Source organism: Pseudomonas sp. DF11 (genome assembly GCF_058148565.1).
The window spans coordinates 194357-218278 of the sequence record NZ_JBYVYN010000005.1; the positions used below are offsets into that span (position 1 = coordinate 194357).

The 23922-nt window shown below is 61.1% G+C and carries 22 protein-coding genes; 12 read left to right on the forward strand and 10 right to left on the reverse strand.

Features of this window, described 5'->3' with window-relative positions; genetic code table 11:
- The first annotated feature begins 25 nt into the window (after positions 1-25).
- Entirely contained in the window at positions 26-595 is a 570-nt protein-coding gene (locus AC30D9_RS16975) for an elongation factor P (protein ID WP_003199385.1), read from the forward strand.
- 207 nt (positions 596-802) lie between these two features.
- Here AC30D9_RS16975 and AC30D9_RS16980 read toward each other — a convergent pair whose 3' ends face one another.
- The 3 genes from AC30D9_RS16980 to AC30D9_RS16990 all read right to left on the reverse strand — a co-directional run bounded on the left by AC30D9_RS16980 (position 803) and on the right by AC30D9_RS16990 (position 3152).
- Positions 803-1816, reverse strand: coding sequence for an alpha/beta hydrolase (locus tag AC30D9_RS16980; protein ID WP_307571458.1), 1014 nt, complete (start codon positions 1814-1816; stop codon positions 803-805).
- A gap of 33 nt (positions 1817-1849) precedes the next feature.
- The gene (locus AC30D9_RS16985) at positions 1850-2269 is read right to left on the reverse strand and encodes an organic hydroperoxide resistance protein (RefSeq protein WP_003199389.1); all 420 of its coding nucleotides are present in this window, start codon (positions 2267-2269) and stop codon (positions 1850-1852) included.
- A gap of 421 nt (positions 2270-2690) precedes the next feature.
- On the reverse strand, positions 2691-3152 hold the full coding sequence (locus AC30D9_RS16990) for a MarR family winged helix-turn-helix transcriptional regulator (RefSeq protein WP_134923382.1): 462 nt from the start codon (positions 3150-3152) through the stop codon (positions 2691-2693).
- A 145-nt stretch (positions 3153-3297) separates the two neighbouring features.
- On the opposite strand from AC30D9_RS16990, the gene AC30D9_RS16995 reads away from it, so the two are divergent.
- Positions 3298-4047 carry a sulfite exporter TauE/SafE family protein gene (locus AC30D9_RS16995; protein ID WP_490144431.1) on the forward strand — a complete coding sequence of 250 codons (750 nt, stop codon included), beginning with the start codon at positions 3298-3300 and terminating at the stop codon, positions 4045-4047.
- Here AC30D9_RS16995 and AC30D9_RS17000 read toward each other — a convergent pair.
- The gene (locus AC30D9_RS17000) at positions 4037-4891 is read right to left on the reverse strand and encodes a LysR substrate-binding domain-containing protein (protein ID WP_018603125.1); all 855 of its coding nucleotides are present in this window, start codon (positions 4889-4891) and stop codon (positions 4037-4039) included. The genes AC30D9_RS16995 and AC30D9_RS17000 overlap by 11 nt on opposite strands.
- 97 nt (positions 4892-4988) lie before the next feature.
- Between AC30D9_RS17000 and AC30D9_RS17005 the strand changes: the two genes are divergently transcribed.
- Positions 4989-5207 (forward strand): DUF1127 domain-containing protein, encoded by a 219-nt coding sequence (locus tag AC30D9_RS17005; RefSeq protein WP_134923384.1) that lies wholly within the window; start codon positions 4989-4991, stop codon positions 5205-5207.
- Positions 5208-5271: 64 nt separating this feature from the next.
- Positions 5272-6501 carry a winged helix-turn-helix domain-containing protein gene (locus tag AC30D9_RS17010; protein ID WP_490144432.1) on the forward strand — a complete coding sequence of 410 codons (1230 nt, stop codon included), beginning with the start codon at positions 5272-5274 and terminating at the stop codon, positions 6499-6501.
- Between the two features lie 135 nt (positions 6502-6636).
- On the opposite strand, the gene AC30D9_RS17015 is transcribed toward AC30D9_RS17010, so the two are convergent.
- Positions 6637-7983, reverse strand: a complete 1347-nt coding sequence (locus AC30D9_RS17015) for a class II 3-deoxy-7-phosphoheptulonate synthase (RefSeq protein WP_134923386.1) — start codon at positions 7981-7983, stop codon at positions 6637-6639.
- Positions 7984-8138: 155 nt separating this feature from the next.
- Between AC30D9_RS17015 and AC30D9_RS17020 the strand changes: the two genes are divergently transcribed.
- Both AC30D9_RS17020 and AC30D9_RS17025 read left to right on the forward strand, forming a co-directional pair.
- Positions 8139-8894, forward strand: a complete 756-nt coding sequence (locus AC30D9_RS17020; RefSeq protein WP_025212625.1) for a spermidine synthase — start codon at positions 8139-8141, stop codon at positions 8892-8894.
- A gap of 504 nt (positions 8895-9398) precedes the next feature.
- Positions 9399-11072: a DEAD/DEAH box helicase gene (locus AC30D9_RS17025; RefSeq protein ID WP_307571453.1), complete on the forward strand. Its 1674-nt coding sequence runs from the start codon at positions 9399-9401 to the stop codon at positions 11070-11072.
- Positions 11073-11287: 215 nt separating this feature from the next.
- Here AC30D9_RS17025 and AC30D9_RS17030 read toward each other — a convergent pair whose 3' ends face one another.
- Positions 11288-12055, reverse strand: coding sequence for a DODA-type extradiol aromatic ring-opening family dioxygenase (locus tag AC30D9_RS17030; protein ID WP_490144433.1), 768 nt, complete (start codon positions 12053-12055; stop codon positions 11288-11290).
- Between the two features lie 103 nt (positions 12056-12158).
- Between AC30D9_RS17030 and AC30D9_RS17035 the strand changes: the two genes are divergently transcribed.
- Complete coding sequence (locus AC30D9_RS17035; protein WP_490144434.1) at positions 12159-12812, forward strand: thiopurine S-methyltransferase; 654 nt, start codon at positions 12159-12161, stop codon at positions 12810-12812.
- A gap of 99 nt (positions 12813-12911) precedes the next feature.
- Here AC30D9_RS17035 and htpX read toward each other — a convergent pair whose 3' ends face one another.
- Positions 12912-13799 carry a protease HtpX gene (gene htpX / locus AC30D9_RS17040; RefSeq protein WP_003199411.1) on the reverse strand — a complete coding sequence of 296 codons (888 nt, stop codon included), beginning with the start codon at positions 13797-13799 and terminating at the stop codon, positions 12912-12914.
- A 302-nt stretch (positions 13800-14101) separates the two neighbouring features.
- Positions 14102-15313: a pyridoxal phosphate-dependent aminotransferase gene (locus tag AC30D9_RS17045; RefSeq protein ID WP_018603142.1), complete on the reverse strand. Its 1212-nt coding sequence runs from the start codon at positions 15311-15313 to the stop codon at positions 14102-14104.
- A gap of 221 nt (positions 15314-15534) precedes the next feature.
- Here AC30D9_RS17045 and msrB point away from each other — a divergent pair, with 221 nt between their 5' ends.
- The 3 genes from msrB (at position 15535) to AC30D9_RS17060 (ending at position 17122) form a co-directional block, all read left to right on the forward strand.
- Entirely contained in the window at positions 15535-15930 is a 396-nt protein-coding gene (gene msrB, locus AC30D9_RS17050) for a peptide-methionine (R)-S-oxide reductase MsrB (RefSeq protein ID WP_134923391.1), read from the forward strand.
- A gap of 248 nt (positions 15931-16178) precedes the next feature.
- A complete protein-coding gene (locus AC30D9_RS17055) occupies positions 16179-16664 on the forward strand; it encodes a glutathione peroxidase (RefSeq protein ID WP_490144435.1) in 486 nt (161 codons plus the stop codon).
- Entirely contained in the window at positions 16661-17122 is a 462-nt protein-coding gene (locus tag AC30D9_RS17060) for a MarR family winged helix-turn-helix transcriptional regulator (protein WP_490144436.1), read from the forward strand. The genes AC30D9_RS17055 and AC30D9_RS17060 overlap by 4 nt, the downstream gene beginning before the upstream one ends.
- On the opposite strand, the gene AC30D9_RS17065 is transcribed toward AC30D9_RS17060, so the two are convergent.
- On the reverse strand, positions 17106-19427 hold the full coding sequence (locus AC30D9_RS17065; protein ID WP_307571448.1) for a hybrid sensor histidine kinase/response regulator: 2322 nt from the start codon (positions 19425-19427) through the stop codon (positions 17106-17108). The genes AC30D9_RS17060 and AC30D9_RS17065 overlap by 17 nt on opposite strands.
- Before the next feature lie 163 nt (positions 19428-19590).
- Between AC30D9_RS17065 and AC30D9_RS17070 the strand changes: the two genes are divergently transcribed.
- Both AC30D9_RS17070 and AC30D9_RS17075 read left to right on the forward strand, forming a co-directional pair.
- Positions 19591-20481: an ATP-binding protein gene (locus tag AC30D9_RS17070; protein ID WP_134923393.1), complete on the forward strand. Its 891-nt coding sequence runs from the start codon at positions 19591-19593 to the stop codon at positions 20479-20481.
- The gene (locus AC30D9_RS17075; RefSeq protein WP_134923394.1) at positions 20478-20960 is read left to right on the forward strand and encodes a GAF domain-containing protein; all 483 of its coding nucleotides are present in this window, start codon (positions 20478-20480) and stop codon (positions 20958-20960) included. The genes AC30D9_RS17070 and AC30D9_RS17075 overlap by 4 nt, the downstream gene beginning before the upstream one ends.
- Here AC30D9_RS17075 and AC30D9_RS17080 read toward each other — a convergent pair whose 3' ends face one another.
- Positions 20961-23909: an HD domain-containing phosphohydrolase gene (locus AC30D9_RS17080; protein ID WP_490144437.1), complete on the reverse strand. Its 2949-nt coding sequence runs from the start codon at positions 23907-23909 to the stop codon at positions 20961-20963.
- Positions 23910-23922: the final 13 nt, after the last annotated feature.

Below are 23922 nucleotides of genomic sequence, written 5' to 3' on the forward strand. Positions count from 1 at the left end.
TCCCATCCAAATTCGGATATTCGCAATGAAAACTGGTAAAGAACTGAAACCCGGGACCGTGATCCGTCTCGAAAACGATCCTTGGCTGGTTCAGAAAGCTGAGTTCACCAAGTCGGGTCGTAACAGCGCGATCATGAAGACCAAGCTGAAGAACCTGCTGACCGGTTACAAGACCGAGATCGTCTACAGCGCCGATGACAAACTGGACGACGTGATCCTCGACCGCAAGGAAGCGACCCTGTCCTTCATCAGCGGCGACACCTACACGTTCATGGACACCACTGACTACACCATGTACGAGCTGAACGCCGAAGACATCGAAAGCGTTCTGCCGTTCATCGAAGAAGGCATGACCGACGTCTGCGAAGCCGTGTTCTTCGAAGAGCGCCTGGTTTCCGTAGAGCTGCCGACCACTATCGTGCGTCAGGTTGACTACACCGAAGGCTCCGCTCGCGGTGACACTTCCGGCAAGGTGATGAAGCCTGCCAAGCTGAAGAACGGTACCGAGCTGTCGGTTGCTGACTTCATCGAAATCGGCGACATGATCGAGATCGATACCCGCGAAGGCGGTTCCTACAAAGGCCGCGCTAAATAAGCGAAGCCTTGTGTATGAAAAAGCCCGACCATTGAGTCGGGCTTTTTTATTTCCGATGTCTTCTGTTAGACCGGGGGACAGCGGGAGCTTGTGTGGGAGCAAAGCTTGCTCGCGATACAGACACCTCGGTTCCAGAGGCACCGCGTCGCTTTCATCGCGGGTAAGCCTTGCTCCCACAGCCCTCGCCACAAAGGCTTTGGCCTGCAGTCACTTCAAGTGCTGCTTGAGCTCTTCGGACACCTGCAACATCGCCGAACGCACCGCTGGCACCTGACTCACCACATTAAGCAAACCGTAGTCGTGGATCATGCCGTTGTAGCGCACGGCGGTGACGGGCACTCCGGCCGCGTCCAGCTTGCGGGCATAGGCTTCACCCTCATCGCGCAACACGTCGGCCTCGGCGGTCTGTACCAGCGCGGGCGGCAGGCCCTTGAGTTGCGCGGTGCTGGCGCGCAGCGGCGAAGCATAGATCTCGCTGCGTTGCCCGGCATCGGTGGTGTAGTTGTCCCAGAACCACTTCATCATGTTTTTGCTGAGGAAGTGTCCTTCGGCGAACTGGTTGTAGGACGCGGTCTCGAAGCTGGCGTCGGTCACCGGCCACAACAGGGCCTGGAAACGGATCGCCGGCGTGCCCTTGTCCTTGGCCATCAACGCCACGACCGCCGCCATGTTGCCGCCGACGCTGTTGCCCACCACGGCCAGGCGCTTGCCATCGACATTGATTTGCTTGCCATGCTCGGCCACCCATTTCGTGGCGGCGTAAGCCTGGTTGATCGCCACCGGGTAATGTGCCTCGGGTGAGGGTGTGTAGTTGACGAACACCGCCACAGCGCCCGATCCCGCCACCAGGTCCCGAACCAGTCGTTCATGGGTCGGGAAATCGCCCAAGACCCAGCCACCGCCGTGGAAGAACATGAACGCGGGCAACTCACCCTTGACCCCGGCTGGCCGGACGATGGTCAGGCTGATCGACTGGCCATCGACCTGGATGGTTTTCTGGCTGACGTCGGCCTTGGGCAAGGTCAGCTTCACGCCGGCCTGGGCGCCGACCAATACGGCGCGGGCGTCCTTGGGTGACAGTTGCTCCAAGGGCTTGCCAGTGCCGGCATTCAGTGCGTCGAGAAACGCCTGGGTGTTGTGTTCGACGATGCCGTCGGCGAAGGCGCTGCTGACGCTGAGGGCGAGAAGGGTGCCGGTAAGGGCTTTGCTGAGCGTGTTCATGTGCATCTCCTTGAGTTCGGGTCCAGGGTTGGGTCAGACGGTCACGTGCAGGCGTACATCAACGTTGCCGCGAGTGGCGTTGGAGTACGGGCAGACTTGGTGAGCCGCGTCTACCAGGCTTTGCGCGTCGGCCTGGTCCAGGCCTGGCAGGCTGATGTGCAGGTCGATGTCGAGGCCGAAACCGCCGGGAATCTGGCCGATGCCGACATGGGCGGTAATCGAGGCGTCGTCCGGGATCTTGCGTTTGCTCTGGCTGGCCACGAATTTCAGCGCGCCGATGAAGCAGGCCGAATAGCCGGCGGCGAACAGTTGCTCAGGGTTGGTCGCCGCACCGCCGGCACCGCCGAGTTCCTTGGGCGTGGCGAGTTTCACGTCGAGAATGTTGTCGCTGGAAATGGCACGACCATCACGGCCGCCAGTGGATGTTGCGATTGCGGTGTAGAGAGTTTGCATGATGAGAGCCTCGCTTTGGGTTGGTGTTTTCGCGCTAAATGTTTGCGCGCTAAGTAGATGTGAAGCGAATGTATAGCGCTAATATTTTGTGCGCAAGTTAAATTTTCGTGATGAGTTGAATTTGAGAAGCTGAAAGGGCGTGTAACCCTTGAGCTAGAGCTGTTTCAGAGGGTTGAATTTTTTTCAGTGACGCCAGGCTGAACGCAACATTCAGGCCCGCCACGATTCTCCTGTGGGAGCGGGCTTGCTCGCGAAAGCGGTGGGTCAGTCAGAGATGATTCAGGATGTGCCGCCGCCTTCGCGAGCAAGCCCGCTCCCACATTGAATTTGTGGTGTTCACAGCGTTTGGGTTTGACTCAGTACCTGTGGGAGCGAGCCTGCTCGCGATAGCGGTGGGTCAGCCTCGCTCCTACAGGGAAAGTCAGAGACTGTCTTGCAAATTCCCGCGCAGTGCCTGCAGGTCCAGTTGCAGTTGTTTCAACTGCTCCAGGGTCTGGCCGCTGGCGGCGAGGATGCATTGGGGGATGTCGAGGGCTTTTTCGCGCAGGGCGCGGCCCTGTTCGGTGAGTTCGACAATCACCACGCGCTCGTCTTCCCGGCTACGGGTGCGGCTCAGCAGGCCTTCGGCCTCCAGGCGCTTGAGCAGGGGGGTCAACGAGCCGGGGTCTGTCAGCAGGCGCGTGCTGATTTCACCGACGGTCAAACCATCCTTTTCCCACAACACCATCATCGCCAGGTATTGCGGATACGTCAGGCCCAGGGCCTGCAGCAGCGGCTTATAGACCTTGGTCATCAGCAGCGACGTGGAGTGCAGGGCGAAACAGACCTGGTTGTCGAGCAACAGGGCTTCGCAGGCTTCGGGGGTATCGCGCAGGGTGTTCATGGCAAAAACCTTCAATCAATGATCGTGATGAATCTAGCGGGCGAATCTTTAATGCGCCAGATAATTCTGACGTTCTGATCAGATGTTACGTTTCCCCGCTGGCGCCGACTGCGTAGGATAAGCGCCTTGGGAAAGGGGAATCGTCTTGTTCGAATTTGTGCTGTTTTTGGTGTTCGGTGCTGCATTGGGCACCTTGGGGGGATTGTTCGGGATCGGTGGCGGCCTGATTGCCATTCCAGTGCTAGGCGTCTGGTTCGGTCTCGACCAGCAATTGGCCCAAGGTACGGCGCTGGTCATGGTGGTGCCCAACGTGATGCTCGCGTTGTGGCGTTATCACCAGCGCAATCGTATCGAATTGCGCCACGTCCTGCCGTTGGCTTCCATGGGTTTCTGCTTTGCCTGGCTCGGTTCGATCTGGGCCGTGGGGATTGACGCGGACAGCATGCGGATCGGCTTCGTGGCGTTCCTGATCGCGTTGACGCTCTACAACCTGGCGCGGATGTTTGTCGCTACCGCACCGGCTTCGGGGCAGATGCGTTATCGCTGGCCTTGGCTCGGGGTACTGGGGGCCGCGTCAGGCACCATGGGCGGTCTGTTCGGTGTTGGCGGGGCCGTTGTCGCGACACCGATCCTGACCAGTATTTTTGGCACCAGCCAAGTGGTTGCCCAAGGGCTGTCCCTGGCGCTGGCCTTGCCCAGTACCGGCGTGACCCTCGCCACCTATGCGTTTCACCATGAGGTGGATTGGGGCATCGGCCTGCCGCTGGCCGTCGGTGGGCTGCTGAGCATCAGTTGGGGAGTGAAAGTCGCCCACGCCTTGCCAGAGCGACTGTTGCGCGGGCTGTTCTGCGGTTTCCTGGTGCTGTGCGCGGTGCTGCTCGCCTTTAAAGTTTGAAACCCTCGATGATGTGCTCGGCCAGGCACTCGGTGATCGGCGACGGATTATGCAGGTTGCGGATCAGCATGATGCTGGCCTCGGGCAGTTCCGGCAGGTCTTCGGCCTCGCCCAGTACGCGCATGTCCGGGGTCAGCAGGCTTTCCAGTTGCGCCGTGATTGCCAGGCCGGCGCCCACCACCGCCATGAGCGCCGACAGGCTCGAGCTGTTGTACGCCACGCGATAATCGCGGCCCATGGCATCCAGCGCATTGCAGGCCCATTGCCGGCAGAAACAGTCACTGTTGAACATCGCCAGCGGCAGCGGTGTTTGTTCGTGGACGTTGAAGCAGGCGGCTTCGGCCCAGACAAAGCGTTCCTTGCGCAGCAACTGGCCGATTTCGTCCCCGGGTTTGCGGGTGACGATGGACAGGTCCAGGTCCTGGCGCAGCAGCAACTGCTTGGACGACTCGCAGTGCACTTCAATTTCGATCAAGGGGTAGAACTGGGCGAAGCGTTGCAGGATGCCTGGCAGGAAGCGCATCACGTAATCGTCCGGCGTGCCGATGCGCACCGTGCCGACCATGTGCGGTTCACGCAGGGTATTGAACACCTCGCTGTGCAGCTTGAGGATCCGCCGGGCGTAGCCCAGCAGCACCTGGCCTTCGGCGGTGAGCTTGACCTGGCGCCCGTCACGCTCGAACAACCGCCGTTGCAACACGTCCTCTTCCAGCCGCTTCATCTGCATGCTGACGGCAGACTGGGTGCGATTGACCAACTCCCCGGCCCGGGTGAAACCGCCCTGGTCGGCGATGGCGACAAAGGTACGCAGCACTTCCGTATCGATGCTCGGGTAACTCGACAATTGATCAATCTCCGAGATGTATTGCATAAGAAACATTCGTTGGATTGATCTTAGCGTTGGCGCGAGACTTGAGCCATCCCCAACGGAGGACATCACGATGAAAGGTCAAAAAGGATACTTACTGATAGACAAGCTCTCCCATGGTTTTTCCATCAGCGCCCTCATGCACAAGGTTAGTCGCTGGTACGAATTGCACCATGAACGCGAGCTGCTCGCTGGAATGAGCGACGAGGCGCTCAAGGACATCGGCGTCAGCCGTGCCGACGTGGAGCAGGAAGTGGTCCGGCCATTCTGGGATGACCCAATGCACAAATGAGCCATCCTTTCCTACACAAACCCCTTATTGGTGAGGTAGGTTGCGAGCAGACAAGGAGATCTCCATGCCCGCGACTCTGTCCTTTACCCTCAAACAGGCCCGGCGTCTGGCGTTGGCCGCCCAAGGATTCGATGGGCGGCCGCCGCCAGCTTCGGTGCAACCCTCGCGCCTCAACCGCCTGATCGAACGCCTCGGCGTCCTGCAGATCGACTCCGTCAATGCGTTGGTGCGCTCGCATTACCTCCCGCTGTTTTCCCGCCTTGGTCACTACAATCGCGATTTGCTCGATCAAGCAGCCTGGAGCCAGGGCCGACGTCGCACACTGTTCGAATACTGGGGCCATGAAGCGTCGTTGCTGCCGATGTCGATGTATCCGCTGATGCGTTGGCGCATGGATCGGGCGTCACGTGGCGAGGGCATCTACCAGCAATTGGCGCGTTTCGGCCAAGAACGCCAGGATGTCATCCGCCGTGTCCTGGTGGCGGTCCGGGAGCAGGGCGCCCTTGGCGCCGGCAGCTTGTCCACGCGCCAGGAGAAGGCCGGGCCGTGGTGGGACTGGAGTGCGGAGAAACATGCGCTGGAATGGCTGTTCGCCGCAGGTGAAGTCACGGTGGCGGGGCGACGCGGTTTCGAGCGGCTCTACGACTTGCCGGAACGGGTGCTACCGGAATCGATCCTGCAACAACCGTTGCCGGACGAAGCCCAGGCACAACGCGCTTTGCTGGCACATGCTGCCGACGCCTTGGGCATTGCCACAGAGAAAGACCTGCGCGACTACTTTCGCCTCGACCCGGCCGACAGCCGGGCACGACTGGTCGAGCTGGAGGAAGCCGGGGACCTGCTGCGCTGCGAAGTGCAGGGATGGAAACAACCGGCCTGGTGCCGACCCGGGGCGAAAATCCCGCGCAAGGTCGCCGCCAGTGCCTTGTTGTCGCCGTTCGATTCGCTGGTCTGGGAGCGCGGTCGTACCGAGCGACTGTTCGACTTTCGCTACCGGCTGGAAATCTACACGCCTGTGCACAAGCGGGTGTACGGCTACTACGTGCTGCCGTTCCTGCACCACGAGCGCATTGCGGCGCGGGTGGACTTGCGGGCGGAGCAGGCCTTGGGGCAACTGGCGGTGCATGCCGTGCACGAAGATGCGTCGGGGCTGGACGAGGAGGGAATGCAGGCCCTCGCGCTGAACCTGCGGCGCATGGCCCGGTGGTTGGGGTTGGAGCGGGTACAGCTTAATTGCCAGCGAGTGAGTGGGGTTCGGTTGGCCCGGGCATTGGCTCAGTCAAGTGATGGCTGACCCGACGCTATCGCGAGCAGGCTCGCTCCCACAAGGGATCTCGGGTGACCACAGCTTTTATGTTCACAGCAGATCCAATGTGGGAGCGAGCCTGCTCGCGATGACAATTTAACCGGCGAAGAAGAGCTTACTGCCTCACCGCCGAACCTGCTTCAACGTCTCGGCAATCAAAAACGCCAACTCCAGCGACTGGTCGGCATTCATCCGCGGATCGCAATGGGTATGGTAGCGGTCCGACAGCCCGTCCTCGGTAATCGGCCGTGCACCGCCGATGCATTCGGTGACGTTTTGCCCGGTCATTTCGATGTGGATCCCGCCGGCATAGGTGCCTTCGGCTTCGTGGACCTGGAAGAACTGCTTCACCTCGCCGAGGATCTGCGCGAAGTCCCGGGTCTTGTAGCCGCTGCTGGCCTTGATGGTGTTGCCGTGCATCGGATCGCTGCTCCACAGCACCTGCTTGCCTTCACGCTGTACGGCGCGCAACAGCGGCGGCAAGTGTTCGCCGACCTTGTTCGCGCCCATCCGGGCGATCAGGTTCAGCCGGCCAGGGTCGTTGTCCGGGTTGAGCACGTCGATCAGGCGGATCAGGTCGTCCGGGGCCATGCTCGGGCCGACCTTGACCCCGATCGGGTTGTTCACCCCGCGCAGGAATTCCACATGGGCGCCGTCCAGCTGACGGGTGCGGTCGCCGATCCACAGCATGTGGGCCGAGCAGTCGTAATAGTCGTTGGTCAGGCTGTCGCGGCGCACGAAGGCTTCTTCGTAATTGAGCAGCAGCGCTTCGTGGGCGGTGAAGAAACTGGTTTCACGCAGTTGTGGCGAGCTGTCCATGCCGCAGGCGCGCATGAACGCCAGGGTTTCGTCGATGCGGTCGGCCAGGTGGCTGTATTTTTCCGCCAGGGCCGAATTGGCGATGAAGTCCAGGTTCCACTTGTGCACCTGGTGCAGGTCGGCGAACCCGCCCTGGGCGAAGGCGCGCAGCAGGTTCAAGGTGGCGGTGGACTGGTGGTAGGACTGCAGCAACCGCTCTGGGTCAGGTACGCGGCTTTTTTCGTCGAAACCGATACCGTTGACGATGTCGCCCCGGTAGGCCGGCAGGGTCACGCCGTCGATGGTTTCGTCGTTGGCCGAGCGCGGCTTGGCGAATTGCCCGGCCATGCGGCCGACCTTGACCACCGGGCAGCCGGCGGCAAAGGTCATGACGATTGCCATCTGCAAAAGCACCTTGAAGGTGTCGCGGATCTTGGCCGCCGAGAACTCGGCAAAGCTCTCGGCGCAGTCGCCGCCTTGCAGCAGGAACGCCCGGCCCTGGGTCACTTCGGCGAACTGACGGCGCAACTCCCGGGCTTCACCGGCAAACACCAGTGGCGGATAACTGGCCAGGGTCTGCTCCACCTGCAACAGGTGCGCGGCGTCGGGGTAACGGGGTTGTTGCTGGATCGGCAGGGCGCGCCAGCTGTCAGGGCTCCAGGGTTGGCTCATCATGATCTCTAGGTGATTTACGCTCGGACGGCCATGTTATCAGCAAATTAGTGCGTGACCTGTTTGCGTCGCTTCGCGGACAATTGCCCCTTTGTACAACTTGCGTACAGTCCAGCGCGTTGCCGCAGTCCGTCCGGCGACCATCAGGAGATGAAATGACAGAGGAGCGCGTCGAGCATCTGCTCGCCGAGGTGCACGACGAGTTCGGCATGATTCGGGTCTTCGAAGTGGCCGACTACCGGTTTCTTGAGTTCGGCGATGCCATCGAGCAGAGCTGCGTGTTCACGGCGGATCCGAGTTGGCTCGAATACGACTACACCCGCGCCATGCTCATCGGTGCGTTATGCCACGAGCAGCCGGAGAGCGCGCTGTTCCTGGGGCTGGGCGCCGGTACGCTGACCCAGGCCTGCCTCAAGTTCCTGCCGTTGGAAGATGTCGAAGCCATTGAACTGCGCCCTGACGTGCCGCGTCTGGCCATCGAATACCTGGGGCTGGATGACGATCCGCGACTGTACATCCGCGTTGGCGATGCCTTGGAATTGCTTGAAACGGCGGAGCCGGCGGACCTGATTTTCGTCGACCTCTATACCGATGTCGGCCCAGGCGTCGGACACCTGGCCTGGGGTTTCCTGGAAAACTGCCAGAAGCGCCTCAACCCGGGCGGCTGGCTGGTGATCAACCAGTGGGCCACCGATGACGGCAAGCCATTGGGCGCGGCGCTGTTGCGCGGTTTGTACCACCGGCATTACTGGGAACTGCCGGTGAAGGAGGGCAATGTGATCCTGATCGTGCCGGCGGATCTGGATCAGGAACTGGACATGCAAGGCCTGGTCGCCAGGGCCGAAGGGCTGGCGCCGCGATTGGGTTATTCGTTGCAGTCGTTGATCAAGGCCATCCGCCCGGCAACGTGACACGAACCCAGGGCATGAGGAAGATCCTGTGGCGAGGGGATTTATCCCCGCAGGGGCGCGTAGCGGCCCCTCGAAGCTCGGTGATTGGCAGATATGTCAGGTATGTCGGGGCTCGCTTCGCAGCCCAGCGGGGATAAATCCCCTCGTCACATTGAAATGCAGTGTCGATATCGGTGTTGAGGTGAATCGTTTTAGCTGGTTGCCCCAAGGCCTTGTGGCAGAGAGCCATGTATCGGGCTTTTCCGATAAAAAAAGCTCCCTTTTTGGGCGAATTCCGGTATAGTGCGCGCCGGCCTTTAGCCGGGCCGCGTCAAGGTAGCGCAATTCCCCGAAGTCAGCTTCGGTTGCATGTCCGCACAACGGATGCTTCCACGACGTTCTTTTTCCATTCATTCGTTTTCGCAAATCCCCGCCGACAAAGCAGCCAGGGCGACTCTTGAGTCTCAACACGGCACGCGCAGCTTTGGAGCATGGGTCTTTGCGGATGCACTTAGAGGCAGACCCATGACCCAGGAAACCGGCGGCTTCGCCGCTTTTAATCTCAACCCGAACATTCTTGCTGCCGTCACTGCGACTGGCTACGAAGAACCTTCGGCTATTCAGCAGCAATCGATCCCGATCATCATGGCCGGCCACGACATGATTGGCCAGGCGCAAACCGGTACGGGTAAAACCGCTGCGTTCGCCCTGCCGATCCTGCATCGCATCGATCCTGCAAAGCGCGAACCGCAAGCCCTGATCCTGGCGCCAACTCGTGAGTTGGCGCTGCAAGTAGCAACCGCTTTCGAAACCTATTCCAAGCAGATGCCTGGCGTTACCGTTGTGGCCGTCTACGGCGGTGCGCCGATGGGCCCACAACTGAAAGCCATCCGTAATGGTGCGCAGATCGTTGTCGCCACTCCGGGTCGTCTGTGCGATCACCTGCGTCGCGACGAAAAAGTCCTGGCCACCGTGAACCACCTGGTTCTCGACGAAGCCGACGAAATGCTCAAGCTGGGTTTCATGGATGACCTGGAAGTCATCTTCAAGGCCCTGCCAGCTACTCGCCAGACCGTATTGTTCTCGGCCACCCTGCCGCAATCGATCCGTGCCATTGCCGAGCGCCACCTGCGCGATCCGCAGCACGTGAAGATCCAGACCAAGACCCAGACCGTTACCGCGATCGAACAAGCTCACCTGCTGGTTCACGCTGACCAGAAGACTTCCGCCGTTCTCAGCTTGCTGGAAGTGGAAGACTTCGACGCCCTGATCATGTTCGTGCGCACCAAGCAAGCGACCCTGGACCTGGCCAGCGCCCTGGAAGCCAAAGGCTACAAAGCCGCTGCGCTGAACGGTGACATTGCCCAGAACCAGCGTGAGCGCGTGATCGACTCCCTCAAGGATGGTCGCCTGGACATCGTGGTCGCGACTGACGTCGCTGCCCGTGGCCTGGACGTTCCGCGCATCACCCACGTATTCAACGTGGACATGCCGTATGATCCGGAGTCCTACGTCCACCGTATCGGCCGTACCGGCCGTGCCGGTCGCGAAGGCCGTGCGCTGCTGCTGGTCACTCCGCGTGAGCGCCGCATGCTGCAAGTGATCGAGCGTGTGACCGGTCAGAAAGTCGCTGAAGTTCGCCTGCCGGACGCCCAGGCCGTTCTCGATGCCCGCATCAAGAAATTGACCAACAGCCTGTCGCCACTGGTGGCTGACGCCGAATCGACCCACGGTGAGCTGCTCGATCGCCTGACCGCCGACATCGGTTGCAGCCCGCGTGCCCTGGCCGCCGCACTGCTGCGCAAGGCCACCAACGGCCAAGCGCTGAACCTGGCTGCCATCGAGAAGGAACGCCCGCTGGTGCCGAACAGCGCACCGCGTGGCGATCGTCCTGAGCGCACCGGTGATCGTCCGGACCGTGGTGATCGCGAGCGTCGTGCCCCGATCCCGCTGGCCGAAGGTCGTGCTCGCTGCCGTACCGCACTGGGTGCCCGTGACGGCATCGCGGCCAAGAACCTGCTGGGTGCCATCCTCAACGAAGGCGGCCTGGCCCGCGAAGCTATCGGCCGCATCCAGGTGCGTGACAGCTTCAGCCTGGTAGAGCTGCCGGAAGATGGTCTGGAGAAGTTGCTGACCAAGCTGAAAGACACCCGCGTGGCTGGCAAGCAACTCAAGCTGCGTCGCTATCGCGAAGATTGATCGGCTATTGGGCTGATTGATCGAACATGAAAAATCCCCGACTGGTTCGGGGATTTTTTTGTCTGTCGTTTAGGGTTTCTTCAGGTTGACTGGCGTTGCCTCATTCGCGAGCAAGCCCGCTCCCACACCGGACTGCGGTGCGCACAGAGGCAATGTTCACCACAATCACCTGTGGGAGCGGGCTTGCTCGCGAATGCATCGACTCGGTCTATCTGTCAGTCAAACCGATAGATATCCATCCCCAACGCCCCCATCGTGAACCCCGTATGGGCAACACTGAATTTCCCACCCGCACCCCGGGCAAAATACAGAGGCAGCAAATGCTCGTCGCTGGGGTGGCTGCGCACGGCGTTCGGCGCCTGGCGCCGGTAGTCGTGCAGCGCAGTCTCGTCGTCGGCTGCCAGCTTATCGACCATCCAATCACGAAAGGCCTTGGCCCAAGGCTCGATGCTGTCAGGGCCGGCGTTCCAGTCCAGGTCGCGCAGGTTATGGGTGATGCTGCCGGAGCCGATCAACAGGATGCCTTGCTGGCGCAGGCTCGCCAGGGCTTGGCCGACCTGTGTCTGTAACGCCGGCCCTTGGCGGCTGGGCAGGGAAACCTGCACCACCGGGATGTCGGCCTCCGGGTACATCAACGACAATGGCACCCAGACGCCATGGTCGGAGGGCCGTTGAGGGTCGAGGCGTGCCGGCAGGTGCGCGGCATTGAGCATGTCTGCCACTTGCGTCGCCAGTTGAGGATCGCCAGGCGCGGGGTACTGCACCTCATACAGCGCCGGAGGGAAGCCACCGAAGTCGTGCCAGGTGCGCGGCTGCGGATTGGCACTGACCAACAGTTCATTGCTTTCCCAGTGGGCGGACACGATGACGATGGCCTTGGGCTTGGGCAAGTGAGCGGCCAGGCGAGCCAATGCCGGACCACTCTCGCCAGGTTCCAGGGCAAGCATCGGTGAGCCATGGGAGATAAACAGGCTGGGCAGCATGAGGGACTCCTGAGCGTTAAGATGTGATCATCTTCCGTCAGGTCAATGATCTAAATCTAATATAAGTTTTAGCCCCTTTTGATCGATTTTTTTGGAGCGAATCATGGAGCCCGAGTTTTGGCACAAGCGCTGGTCATCGAACCAGATTGGTTTTCACCTGCCGGAAGTGAACCCCTACCTGCAACGTTTCTGGCCGCAACTGGGCCTGGCGCAGGGCAGTCGGGTGCTGGTGCCGTTGTGCGGGAAAAGCCTGGATCTGCTGTGGCTTGCCCATCAGGGGTATTCGGTGTTGGGCGTGGAATTGTCGGAAAAAGCCGCCACTGATTTTTTTCTTGAGCATGAGCTTGAGCCGAGCGTGAGTGAAGAGGGCACGTTCAAGGTCTTCCGTGCCGGGGATATCGAAATCCGCTGTGGTGATTTCTTTGCCATGAGTGTCGAAGATGTGGCCGATTGCGCGGCGTTGTATGACCGTGCTGCGTTGATTGCCTTGCCAGTGGCGATGCGAGAGCGGTATGCGGCTCATTTGCAGAAAATCATGCCGGCGTGCGTGGGATTGTTGATTACCCTGGATTACGACCAGGATGAAATGCCTGGCCCACCTTTCTCCGTAGGAAACGATGAGGTGCTACGGCTGCTGGGAAATGTCTGGCGGCTGGAGGTCTTGCAGGAACAGGATGTGCTGGGGGAAAGCTGGAAGTTCTTGCAGGCTGGAGTGAAGCGGCTGGATGAGCGGGTGTATCGAATTTCCAGGCGTTGATGTGAGTGTTTGTGCTGACGCCGTCGCGAGCAGGCGCACCTAAACCAGCAGACAAAAAAAGCCCGCATCGCTGCGGGCTTTCTCTTGAAGCTCCAATTGTCAGCCGCGACGACGCAGTGCGTCGATACGCTCTTCCAGCGGCGGGTGGCTCATGAACATGCGCGCCAGGCCCTGCTTGATGCCACCGTTGATGCCAAAGGCATTCAGGGTGTCGGGCATGTGCACCGGCAAGCCTTGCTCGGCGCGCAGGCGTTGCAGGGCGCCGATCATGGCGCTGGTACCAGCCAGGCGTGCACCGGCGTCGTCGGCGCGGAACTCGCGCTTGCGCGAGAACCACATGACGATGGCGCTGGCGAGGATGCCCAGTACCAACTCGGCGAAGATGGTCGCCACATAGTAGGCGATGCCTTGGCCCTCTTCGTTCTTGAAGATCACCTTGTCGACGAAGTTGCCGATGATGCGGGCGAAGAACATCACGAAGGTGTTCACCACGCCCTGGATCAGCGCCAGGGTCACCATGTCGCCGTTGGCGACGTGGCCGATCTCGTGGGCCAGCACGGCCTTGACTTCATCGGGCGAAAACCGCTCGAGCAAGCCCTGGCTGACAGCGACCAGTGCGTCGTTCTTGTTCCAGCCGGTGGCGAAGGCGTTGGCCTCGTAGGCCGGGAAGATACCGACTTCTGGCATCTTGATACCGGCTTCGCGGGACAACTGCTCGACGGTTTGCAGCAGCCATTGCTCGTGGCGAGTGCGCGGCTGGCTGATGATCTGGGTGCTGGTGCTCATCTTCGCCATCCACTTGGAGATGAACAGCGAGAACAGGGAACCGGCGAAACCGAACACCGCACAGAAAATCAGCAGCTGATTGAGGTTGAGGTCAACCCCGTTGGCCGCCATGAACCCGTTGAAGCCGAAGAGGCTCAGGGTGATGCTGGCAATCAGCACGACCGCCAGGTTAGTGGCCAAGAACAGCAGGATGCGCATCATGGTTGTGGAAATCTCCTCGTGCTAAAGATGTAGCGTTATGCGGGGTATATAAGGTGCTGCCGCAGGCTATTCAACTCACCGACTATTTCAAACTGTGTCCTACAGGCGTCCTAAATGTTTGAAAGACTTTTCTGAAAGTGACTGGGGAAAAGAAATACGGCGCCTGCCCCCCGTGAACGTTGAGCCGGGGTGCCCGTTGGCTTTCCAACCCCTAGTGTAGAAGGCCTGGCGGAGTCGGCAGAACGGATATGTTGCTGAATCAAACAGCGTGCGAGGCGAGGGCTCCCCGCACGCTGTCTGGCTTATTGACGGTAGGACTTGAGGAAGTTGCCGATCCGGCCAATGGCCTGGTCAAGGTCATCGACCCGCGGCAGGGTCACGACGCGGAAGTGGTCCGGCCACGGCCAGTTGAACGCCGTTCCCTGGACCACCAGCAGCTTTTCGGACAGCAGCAGGTCGAGGACGAATTTTTCATCGTTGTGGATCGGGCAGACCTTCGGGTCGATCCGTGGGAAGGCATACAGCGCGCCCATCGGCTTGACGCAACTGACGCCAGGAATGTCGTTGAGCAATTCCCAGGTGCGATTGCGCTGTTCCAGCAGCCGGCCCTGGGGCAGGACCAGGTCGTTGATGCTCTGGTAGCCGCCCAGCGCTGTCTGGATCGCATGCTGGCTTGGCACGTTGGCACACAGGCGCATGTTGGCCAGCATGTCGATGCCTTCGATGTAGCTCTGGGCGTGGTGCTTGGGCCCGGAGATGGCGATCCAGCCGGAGCGGAAACCGGCGACCCGATAGGACTTGGACAGGCCGTTGAATGTCAGGCACAGCAGGTCCGGTGCCAGGGACGCGGTGCAGACATGCACGGCATCGTCGTAGAGGATCTTGTCGTAGATCTCGTCGGAGAACACCACCAGGTTGTGCTGGCGAGCCAGTTCCAGCATGCCCAGCAGCACTTCCCTGGAGTACACGGCACCGGTCGGGTTGTTCGGGTTGATGATCACCAGGGCCTTGGTATTGGGCGTGATCTTGGCCTTGATGTCCGCCAGGTCGGGGAACCAGTTGGCCTGTTCGTCGCACAGGTAATGCACCGGGTTGCCACCGGACAGGCTCACGGCAGCGGTCCACAGCGGATAGTCGGGTGCCGGCACCAGCACTTCGTCGCCGTTGTTGAGCAGGGCCTGCATGGACATGACGATCAGCTCGGACACGCCGTTGCCCAGGTAGATGTCCTCGATGCCGATCCCTTCGACCTGCTTCTGCTGGTAGTACTGCATCACGGCCTTGCGGGCACTGAACAGGCCCTTGGAGTCGCTGTAGCCCTGGGCGGTCGGCAGGTTGCGGATGACGTCCTGGAGAATTTCATCGGGCGCTTCGAAACCAAAGGGGGCCGGGTTGCCGATGTTCAGCTTGAGGATGCGATGGCCTTCCTCTTCCAGGCGTTTGGCGTGCTTGAGCACCGGGCCGCGAATGTCGTAGCAGACGTTGGCGAGCTTGTTCGATTTGCTGACCTGCATGGCGATGTGTTCCCGAAAATGAACGATCCAGGCGGCGTATGAACTACCGTACTGGGGATCCTGCGTCTGTGCCCAGGCCTGACGCGGTAATAGGCGCCACAATCCGTTTGAATGCGCATGACGTGACTGCCAGACTGGCGTCTGACGAGGCGCAATCATACGTGCCGCCCGATCTGCGGAAAAGCGTCGGATCGGGCTTTTTCAATTGCCGAGGTAGGACGATGGAAAAGTTGCAGAAAACCCTTGAAGAATGGCGCGACATGCTCGACCCGGAGCAGTACAACGTCTGTCGGTTGAAGGGCACCGAACGACCGTTCTCCGGTAAGTACAACGCCACCAAGACTGACGGTGTGTACCACTGCATCTGCTGCAACGAACCGTTGTTCGATTCGCGGACCAAGTTCGATTCCGGCTGTGGCTGGCCGAGTTTCTACGCGCCGATCGAAGGCAGCGCGGTGGTGGAGGTGCGGGACGTCAGCCACGGCATGATCCGCACCGAGGTGGTCTGTGCCAAATGTGATGCCCACTTGGGCCACGTCTTCCCCGACGGTCCGCCGCCCACGGGGCTGCGGTACTGCATCAACTCGGTGTGCCTGGATCTCGTGCCCCGCGATTGAGCCGTGTGGCGAGGGGATTTATCCCCGCTGGGTTGCGAAGCGATCCCAGGCATCTCGATAGGCTGGACAGACTGAGTTGACTGTATTGGGGCTGCTGCGCAGCCCAGCGGGGATAAATCCCCTCGCCACAGGTTTGTGTTCGTCTGAGGGGCGTCGGGGCAATTACCGCCGCTTCGAGCAATTAAATTGCACACAATTGAATCGTTCGCTATCTTCAGCGTCCTCTTCTTCCCATCCGGAGCCTTGCCATGAGCGACAGCCTGCTGAGCATCCCCTGTACCACCATCAAGGGTGAGCAAAAGACCCTCGCCGATTTCGCCGGCAAGGCTGTGCTTGTCGTCAACACCGCCAGCCAGTGCGGATTCACCCCGCAATACAAGGGCCTCGAGGCGCTGTGGCAGACCTACAAGGACCAGGGCCTGGTGGTGTTGGGCTTTCCCTGCAATCAGTTCGGCAAGCAGGAGCCAGGCAACGAGGGGGCGATCACCGAGTTCTGCGAACTGAACTATGGCGTAAGTTTTCCGCTGTTCAAGAAAATAGAAGTCAACGGTGCCAACGCTCATCCTCTGTTCGTCCAGCTTAAACAGCGGGCGCCCGGCGTGCTGGGGTCAAAAGGCATCAAGTGGAATTTCACCAAGTTCCTGATCGGCAAGGACGGTCAGGTGGTCAAGCGTTTTGCCCCGACCACCAAGCCCGAGGATTTGACCGGTGAGATCGAAGCGCTGCTCAAATGAATGACCTGTCAGTCGATTCGCTGAAGCTCGACAGCCAGTTGTGCTTCAAGCTGTATGCCGCTTCGCGTGCGGTGATCCGTGGCTACAAGCCAATGCTCGATCAGCTCGGCCTGACCTATCCGCAATACCTGGCGATGCTGGTGTTATGGGAGTGGCAGGACACGGCCCCGCAACAACCGACGGTCAAGGCCCTGGGGGAGCGTTTGCTGTTGGATTCCGGCACGCTGACGCCGCTGCTCAAGCGCCTGGAACAGTTGGATCTGGTCCAGCGCCAGCGTTCAGCCCTGGACGAACGGGAGGTGCACTTGAGCCTGTCGGCTGCCGGGCGAGCCTTGCGTGAACAGGTCGGCCCGCTCAAGGCTCGCTTGTTGTGCGACAGCGGTATCGACCTGGACCGCCTGGGGGCGTTGCGAGATGGTCTGGATCACCTGCTTGGCCAGATCAAAGCGCTGACGTAGTGGGCACCCACTGGTCCAGCACCGCCGCCAGTTCTTCGCGGCGGAACGGCTTGGACAGGTAGTCGTTCATGCCAGCCGCACGGCAGCGCTCGCGTTCCTCGGGCATCGCATTGGCTGTCAGGGCGACAATCGGCAGGTCCGACCAGCGCCCGCTGTGGCGGATTTGTCGGCTGGCTTCGTAGCCATCCATCACCGGCATGTTGCAGTCCATCAATACCAGGTCGAAAACCCGCTGTTCCAATTGAGCCAGGGCTTCGGCGCCGTGGGCCGCGACGGTGACTTCGCAGCCCAGTTTCACCAGCATTCCCTTGGCCACCAGTTGATTGACCGGGTTGTCTTCCACCAGCAGCACCCGTCCTCGCAAGGACGGCGCCAGGGCTTCGATCTGTGCGTCATTGATGATGGTCGCCTCGCTCTGCATGGCACGCCGCAGAATCTGGTACAGCGCATGGCGCGCCAGTGGCCGGGCCTGTTGGATCAGCGGCGCGAGGGCGGCGGCTTCTTCGCCGGGCATGAAACTGCCATAGGCGGTCACAAGCAGGATCGGTGCGTCAAAGGTGGGCCGCAGGTTGAACAGGCATTCCGGGCAGTCGGTAATCAGCACGTCGGGCGTGAGCCCCAGCAACCCGTCGTCGATGGAGCGTTGCACATAATCCAGTCCCCATCCCGGCAACAGCATGCCCAACAACTCGGCCAGCCCGCTGCTGCTGGCGGTGATGGCGACGACATTGCCGTGCAACGGTTCGACCGGCGGTGCAGGGGTATGGCAAGGCAGGGGCAGGTCGGCACAGAACTGACTGCCAAAGCCGGCTTCGGAACTGATCGTCAACCGGCCCCGCATGGCTTCGCAGAGGTTGTAGGTCAATGCCAGGCCCAGCCCGGTGCCACCGAATTGGCGGGTAATCCCGGCGCCGGCCTGGGTGAATGGCTGCAGGATTCTCGCCTGGGCTTCCTGGGGGATGCCGATGCCCGTGTCGCAGACCTCGATTCGCACGCCGCCTTCGTAATGGCTCAACTTCACGTCGACCCGGCCGAAGCGGGTGAATTTCAGTGCGTTGGACAACAGGTTGCTGACGATCTGGCGCACCCGGGTCGGGTCGCCAAGTACCTGCGCCGGGAACTTCGGGTCGATCAGGCAGGCCAGTTCGACACTGGGGGCCGCGTTCTGGGAAAGCAGGTTGGCGGTGTCCTCCACCAGGGAGCCGAGGTCGAACGGAATGCGTTCGAGCTCCAGTTGGCCGGCGTCGAATTTCGACAGGTCGAGGATGTCGTTGAGCAGTTCGACCAGTACCTTGCCCGAGTCATGGGCAATCGATAGCTGTTGCTGTTGTTCGGCCGTCAGGGGGCCGTCCAGGGACAGGGCGATCATTCCCAGCAGGCCGTTGAGCGGTGTGCGGATCTCGTGGCTCATGTTGGCGAGGAACACGGAGCGGGCTTCGGCCATGTCCAGGGCGGTGCGCCGAGCCACCTCCAGCTCCTCGTTGGACTGGCTGAGGCGGGCGTTGATGGCCTTGAGTTCGGCGGTGCGGGCCGAGACGATGTTTTCCAGTTGCGCCAGGTATTCGGTGAGGCGATTTTCGGCCGTGCGCCGTTGCTGGATTTCGGTGGAGATGTTTTCGAACTGCTGGTTGGCGACGGACACCAGCACGCCGATTTCATCGGACTGGTGGCCGGAAGGGCATTCCAGGCGGTTCTGCTCGCTGCTGCTCGGGTCGCGGCTGCTCAGTTCGCGGATGACCCGCACCAGGGGCTTGGTCAGCATCACGTAGAACAGCGCCAGCAACAGGCCGGTCAGGATCAGGCTGCGGGCGAAGCCGTTGAGCAAGGTGACCTCGGCGCGGCGCAGGAAACGGCTGCCGAACGCATAGGTGTCGACGTCCAGTCGCAGCATGCCCAGGGACTCGCCGGGCAGGTGGTCCAGGTAGAGTCGGTCCTCGAACTGCCGCTGGGCGCCGAACAGGAAGTCACTGATGAACCGATAGTTGCTTTGCAGCTCGGGCCGCTTGACGCTGGCCAGTACGGTATTGTTGTTGTCGATCAATTCGGCCCCGATGATGGCCGGTGAACGCAACAAGCCCATGGACAGTTCCTGGGCGAGTTCGGCGTCGATGTTGTAGGCGATGCGCGAGGCCGGGTTGTGGCTGATTTCCAGCAGCGAGAGGATTTCACGGTTGATCGATGCGTCTTCACTGGCATAATCGATGCCGATCTGCATCAGGCTGAGCAAGGTGCCCAACACGAAGCCCACCAGGACGGTCAGGCGGGCCTGCTTATAGGAAAGCCGTTGGGTGAATCTGATGTCCATTGAGTGATGAACCACTTACGTTTCCCTTCGCCGGTCAAGCATAGCCGATCATCTCTGAATACCGGTGTAGCCGGTGTGTATTGTGTGAAGTAGACCCGCCATTGGCTACGGCGTTTCGTAGCCCGAGCGCCATCATTACTGTGAACCTGTCCGAGGAGAAGACGTGGACTCGCGATTGAATGCTTTTCTTGAGCGTGCCGATGCCGTGCTGGCCCGGATCGAGCCTTTGCTGCCGGCGCCCCGGCCCGCCATCGATTGGACCCAGACCCTGGCCGCCCGCTGGCAGCGTGATGGGCGTAGCGGCTACCTGCTGCCGCTGCAGGTCAGCCTCGACATGCGCCTGTCGGACCTGATCGGCGTGGACCGCCAGGTCGAACAACTGGGCCGCAACACGCGGCAGTTCCTCGATGGCATGCCCGCCAACCATGCGTTGCTCTGGGGCTCGCGTGGCACCGGCAAATCGTCCCTGGTGCGTGCCCTGTTGGCCGAACATGCCCAGCAAGGCCTGCGGTTGATCGAGATCGAACGCGATCACCTGGCCGATCTGCCTCGGGTGGTCGAGCAGGTCGCGAAACTGCCACAGCGTTTCGTGTTGTTCTGCGATGACCTGTCGTTCGAGTCCGGTGAGGGCGATTACCGGGTGCTCAAGAGCGTGTTGGATGGGTCTCTGGAGCAGGCGCCGGATAACGTGCTGCTGTATGCCACCTCCAACCGGCGGCACCTGGTGCCGGAAAAGGAAAGCGACAACGAGAACTGGAAGCGGGTCGACGGCGAACTTCACCCCAGCGAAGCGGTGGAGGACAAGATCGCCTTGTCCGACCGCTTTGGCTTGTGGCTGTCGTTTTATCCCTTTACCCAGGAGCATTTCCTCAACGTGGTGGAGCACTGGATCGGCGAACTGGCGGCCAAGGCCGGTCTGGCCTGGCAGCGCGACGAAGCGCTGGATGTGCTGGCGGTGCGCTGGGCAACCGGTCGCGGCAACCGCAATGGACGTTGCGCCTATCAGTTTGCCCGTTATTGGGTTGGCCTGAAATTGTTGGAGCACAAGGCATGATCGATTTGAATGGCACCGGAGTTGGCCTGGACGGCTACGCGTTGTTATCGGCACAGCTGGAATCCTTGCTGGCCGATGAGCGTGATTTCATCGCCAACGCCGCGCAGTTCTCGGCTTTCCTGTCCAGTCAGTTGGACGACCTGAACTGGGCCGGTTTCTACCTCAATCGCAACGAAGAGCTGGTCCTGGGGCCGTTCCAGGGCCAGATCGCCTGTGTGCGGATTCCCTTTGGCCGCGGCGTGTGTGGCACGGCGGCAGCGACCCGGCAGACCCAGCGCGTCGAAGATGTCCATGCCTTCGCCGGGCACATCGCCTGCGACAGTGCGTCGAACAGCGAGCTGGTGGTGCCGTTGGTCAAGGACGGGCGGCTGATTGGCGTGCTCGACCTGGACAGCCCGAAACTGGCGCGCTTTACCGAACATGACCAGGCCGGCATTGAAGCGTTGGCTGCGATATTCCTGCGCCTGACGGATTGCTGATCATGCCTTCAGTCCGGCCTTGACCAGCAGGGCGTCGGGGTCGACCTCATCGATCTGGCGCGGATCTAGGAACTGATTGGCGTAGCTCAGGTAGACCTTTTCATCGATGAATAGCCCGAACAGCTCGGGATCGATATGGGCGTCACGGCACATGGTGGCCATGATGCCCAGGGCTTCGCTCAGTTTCTTCGCTTTCTTGTATGGGCGATCGGCCGCCGTCAGTGCTTCGAAAATGTCGGCAATGGCCATCATGCGCGCCGGCAGGCTCATCTCTTCGCGTTTGAGGCGCTTGGGATAACCGCTGCCATCCATCTTCTCGTGATGACCGCCGGCTATCTCCGCCACGTTTTCCAGATGGCTGGGGAAGGGCAACTGGCTGAGCATCAGGATCGTCTGCACCATGTGATGGTTGATGACGTAGCGCTCCTCGCGGGTCAGCGTGCCTCGGGTGATGCTCAGGTTGTAGAGTTCGCCGCGGTTGTATTTCCAGGCCGGTACATCGAGCTGGAAGCCCCACGGGTTGTCCGCCGGAATCAGTTCGCTCGCGTGGCGCTCGAACAGGTGCTCGGGTTTGTCCGCCAACAGCGGCTCAGTGACTGGCAGTGTCGGCTTGGGCGTGCGGGCCTGGCGACGGTTCTCTTCCCAGGAAACCCCCAGGCGATCGTCGAGGGTCCGGGTCCATGGGCGTTGGGCAATCTGTTGCAAGCGTTGCAGATCGGCCTCGGCCATGGCTTCGCTGCCTTGGTTGCAATGGGCGACGAAGGCAAAGTCGTCATCCAGGGCAGCCAATGTCGCGTCGCGCCGTTGCGCCAGGGATGACGACTCGCCGCCGCTTGCCACGGCTTGCCAGTAATCGATCCAGGCATCGCGCTTGAGCACTTCGAAACGGGTACGTATCTCGTGGATCCGGTCGTTCAGGGTTTCCAGCTTGGTGGCTTTGTCGACGACGTATTCGGGGGTAGTGACCTTGCCGCAATCGTGCAGCCAGGCGGCGATGTGCAGGGCTTCCCATTCATCCTCCGTTGGCCGATAGGCGTCGAATGCCGGTGCCTGGCTGGCGGCGGCGGCCTGGGCGAGCATCAGGGTCAGGACCGGCACCCGCTGGCAATGGCCGCCGGTATAGGGACTCTTGGCATCGATCGCGCCGGCCAGCAATTGGATGAATGCGTCCAGCAATTGCTTTTGCCTGGCTTGCAGGCGCTGGCTCTCGATGCTCACGGTGGCGGCACCGGATACGGCCTGCAGGAAGGCGATGCGGTCGGGTTGCAGTTTTTCCAGGTCGGCTTCGGTGCCGCTGTCGGTGATCAGCAATACCAGTACGCCGACGGTTTCCTGGTGCCGATTGCGTAGACGGATGCCGATCAGGTGGACCCGCGGTGAGTCCAGCTCCCGCAGGACGCTCTGCAAGTCGCCCGCCTGCTCGAAGCCCAGGGATGTCACGAGATTTTCCGAGACGGCCAGTTGCTGGAGCCATTGAGGGCTATCGCCCGCTTGCAACTCATGACCGCGCAGTTTGAAGTCATCGAGATCCCGAGGGGTGCCGTCGATCACTAGCCCATGTGGCTTGACCCGATTATCGTCGTTCTCGCGCAGGTAGATCAGGCCGGCCTGGGCCTGGCCGATTTTCACGGTTTCAAATAACACCCGCTCCAGCAATGGTGCGAAGCGGGTTTCGGCGCGCAGGCTGGCGGTGATTTCAAAGAAACTTGCCAAGGTCTCTTTCATGCGCGCCATCGATACACTCAACTGATCGACCTCCAGGACCGGGGAGCGACGGGACACCGGATAATTGAAGTCAAAGCTGCGAATGGCGTCGGCCTCCTGCACGAGTTCGCGCAAGGGCTTGACCAGGATCCTGGACGTCAGCCAGCCCAGCGGCAGGCACAGCAGCAAGGTGGCGAGGGTGATGAGCGCACCTTGCCAGCGCATGCGATAGGCATCGACCAGCAGCTCATCCTCAGGGACCAGCAATGCCAGTTCCAGGCCTTGGGGCCCGCCTTCCTGCATATGGCTGCGAGAAACGATCCACTGGCGTCCGGCCGCCTCCAGGCGCGTCGCATCGGTGTTGTCATCGAGCGCGGCGGCGATCGCGGGGCTGAGGTCGCGGGCCTTGATCAGGCGTGCCGACTGGGCATCGACGAGCAGCCGGCTGCTGTCGGGATAACCCACTGCGTTGCCCTTGGGATCGAGCAAGACGATTTCGGTGCCGCGGGTCACCTTGTGCTTGGCCAGGGTTTGGGACAGGGCCGCCAGGGTCAGGTCGGCGCCAATGACAGCCTGTTCGCCGCTGCGCCGGGCGAGGGTGGTGCCGACGTTATGGATGGAGAAAAAAACGTAGGGCTCGGTGGTGATCTGCTCGGTGCTGCCGGCGGCGCTGCGAAACCAGCCGCGACTGCGTGGATCGTAGGTTTCATTGGTAATGTCCCGGCGTCCGATGAGCGTCAGGGCTTCATCGTAAAACAGCGATTGGGCGAGTATCGGGGCCTGCTCGGTTGCCCGTTCCACGGTCCAGACCTGGTAGGCCGCCTCGGCCGGTGCCTGCAGGGCGGCTTTGAGGGCCGCGGTGCGCAATGGCCGGACCATCAGGAAGTTGCCGTGACGATCGCCCAGGTACAACGACGCCAGGTTCGGATTATCCCGCAGCGCCTGGCTGAAGGGCACGAGAAGGGCCAGGCGTTGCGCCATTTGCGGCGTGCGCGTCGCCGGGTAGTCGGCCAACAGGCTCAATAGATGGCGGATCGGTTCGTAAGTGTCGTACAAATCCAGGCGCACATCCTGTTCAACGCGGTTGAACAATTTTTCACTGCTGGACAGGATGATTTGCGTGGTTTGCCGGTAATTGAAAATACCCAGCACCACCCCGGTCAGCAGCAAAAGCAGGGTAAACATCACGCTGATGTGGACGTGCAGAGGGAACCGGCGTTTTTCCGGACGCGGTGCGCTGGGCATTGCAGTCACTCCA

Coding starts and splice junctions, on each gene's coding strand:
- AC30D9_RS16975 (WP_003199385.1), top strand. CDS start 26: ATGAAAACTGGTAAAGAACTGAAACCCGGGACCGTGATCCGTCTCGAA.
- AC30D9_RS16980 (WP_307571458.1), bottom strand. CDS start 1,816: ATGAACACGCTCAGCAAAGCCCTTACCGGCACCCTTCTCGCCCTCAGC.
- AC30D9_RS16985 (WP_003199389.1), bottom strand. CDS start 2,269: ATGCAAACTCTCTACACCGCAATCGCAACATCCACTGGCGGCCGTGAT.
- AC30D9_RS16990 (WP_134923382.1), bottom strand. CDS start 3,152: ATGAACACCCTGCGCGATACCCCCGAAGCCTGCGAAGCCCTGTTGCTC.
- AC30D9_RS17005 (WP_134923384.1), top strand. CDS start 4,989: ATGAAAGGTCAAAAAGGATACTTACTGATAGACAAGCTCTCCCATGGT.
- AC30D9_RS17010 (WP_490144432.1), top strand. CDS start 5,272: ATGCCCGCGACTCTGTCCTTTACCCTCAAACAGGCCCGGCGTCTGGCG.
- AC30D9_RS17015 (WP_134923386.1), bottom strand. CDS start 7,983: ATGAGCCAACCCTGGAGCCCTGACAGCTGGCGCGCCCTGCCGATCCAG.
- AC30D9_RS17020 (WP_025212625.1), top strand. CDS start 8,139: ATGACAGAGGAGCGCGTCGAGCATCTGCTCGCCGAGGTGCACGACGAG.
- AC30D9_RS17025 (WP_307571453.1), top strand. CDS start 9,399: ATGACCCAGGAAACCGGCGGCTTCGCCGCTTTTAATCTCAACCCGAAC.
- AC30D9_RS17030 (WP_490144433.1), bottom strand. CDS start 12,055: ATGCTGCCCAGCCTGTTTATCTCCCATGGCTCACCGATGCTTGCCCTG.
- AC30D9_RS17035 (WP_490144434.1), top strand. CDS start 12,159: ATGGAGCCCGAGTTTTGGCACAAGCGCTGGTCATCGAACCAGATTGGT.
- htpX (WP_003199411.1), bottom strand. CDS start 13,799: ATGATGCGCATCCTGCTGTTCTTGGCCACTAACCTGGCGGTCGTGCTG.
- AC30D9_RS17045 (WP_018603142.1), bottom strand. CDS start 15,313: ATGCAGGTCAGCAAATCGAACAAGCTCGCCAACGTCTGCTACGACATT.
- msrB (WP_134923391.1), top strand. CDS start 15,535: ATGGAAAAGTTGCAGAAAACCCTTGAAGAATGGCGCGACATGCTCGAC.
- AC30D9_RS17055 (WP_490144435.1), top strand. CDS start 16,179: ATGAGCGACAGCCTGCTGAGCATCCCCTGTACCACCATCAAGGGTGAG.
- AC30D9_RS17060 (WP_490144436.1), top strand. CDS start 16,661: ATGAATGACCTGTCAGTCGATTCGCTGAAGCTCGACAGCCAGTTGTGC.
- AC30D9_RS17065 (WP_307571448.1), bottom strand. CDS start 19,427: ATGGACATCAGATTCACCCAACGGCTTTCCTATAAGCAGGCCCGCCTG.
- AC30D9_RS17075 (WP_134923394.1), top strand. CDS start 20,478: ATGATCGATTTGAATGGCACCGGAGTTGGCCTGGACGGCTACGCGTTG.
- AC30D9_RS17080 (WP_490144437.1), bottom strand. CDS start 23,909: ATGCCCAGCGCACCGCGTCCGGAAAAACGCCGGTTCCCTCTGCACGTC.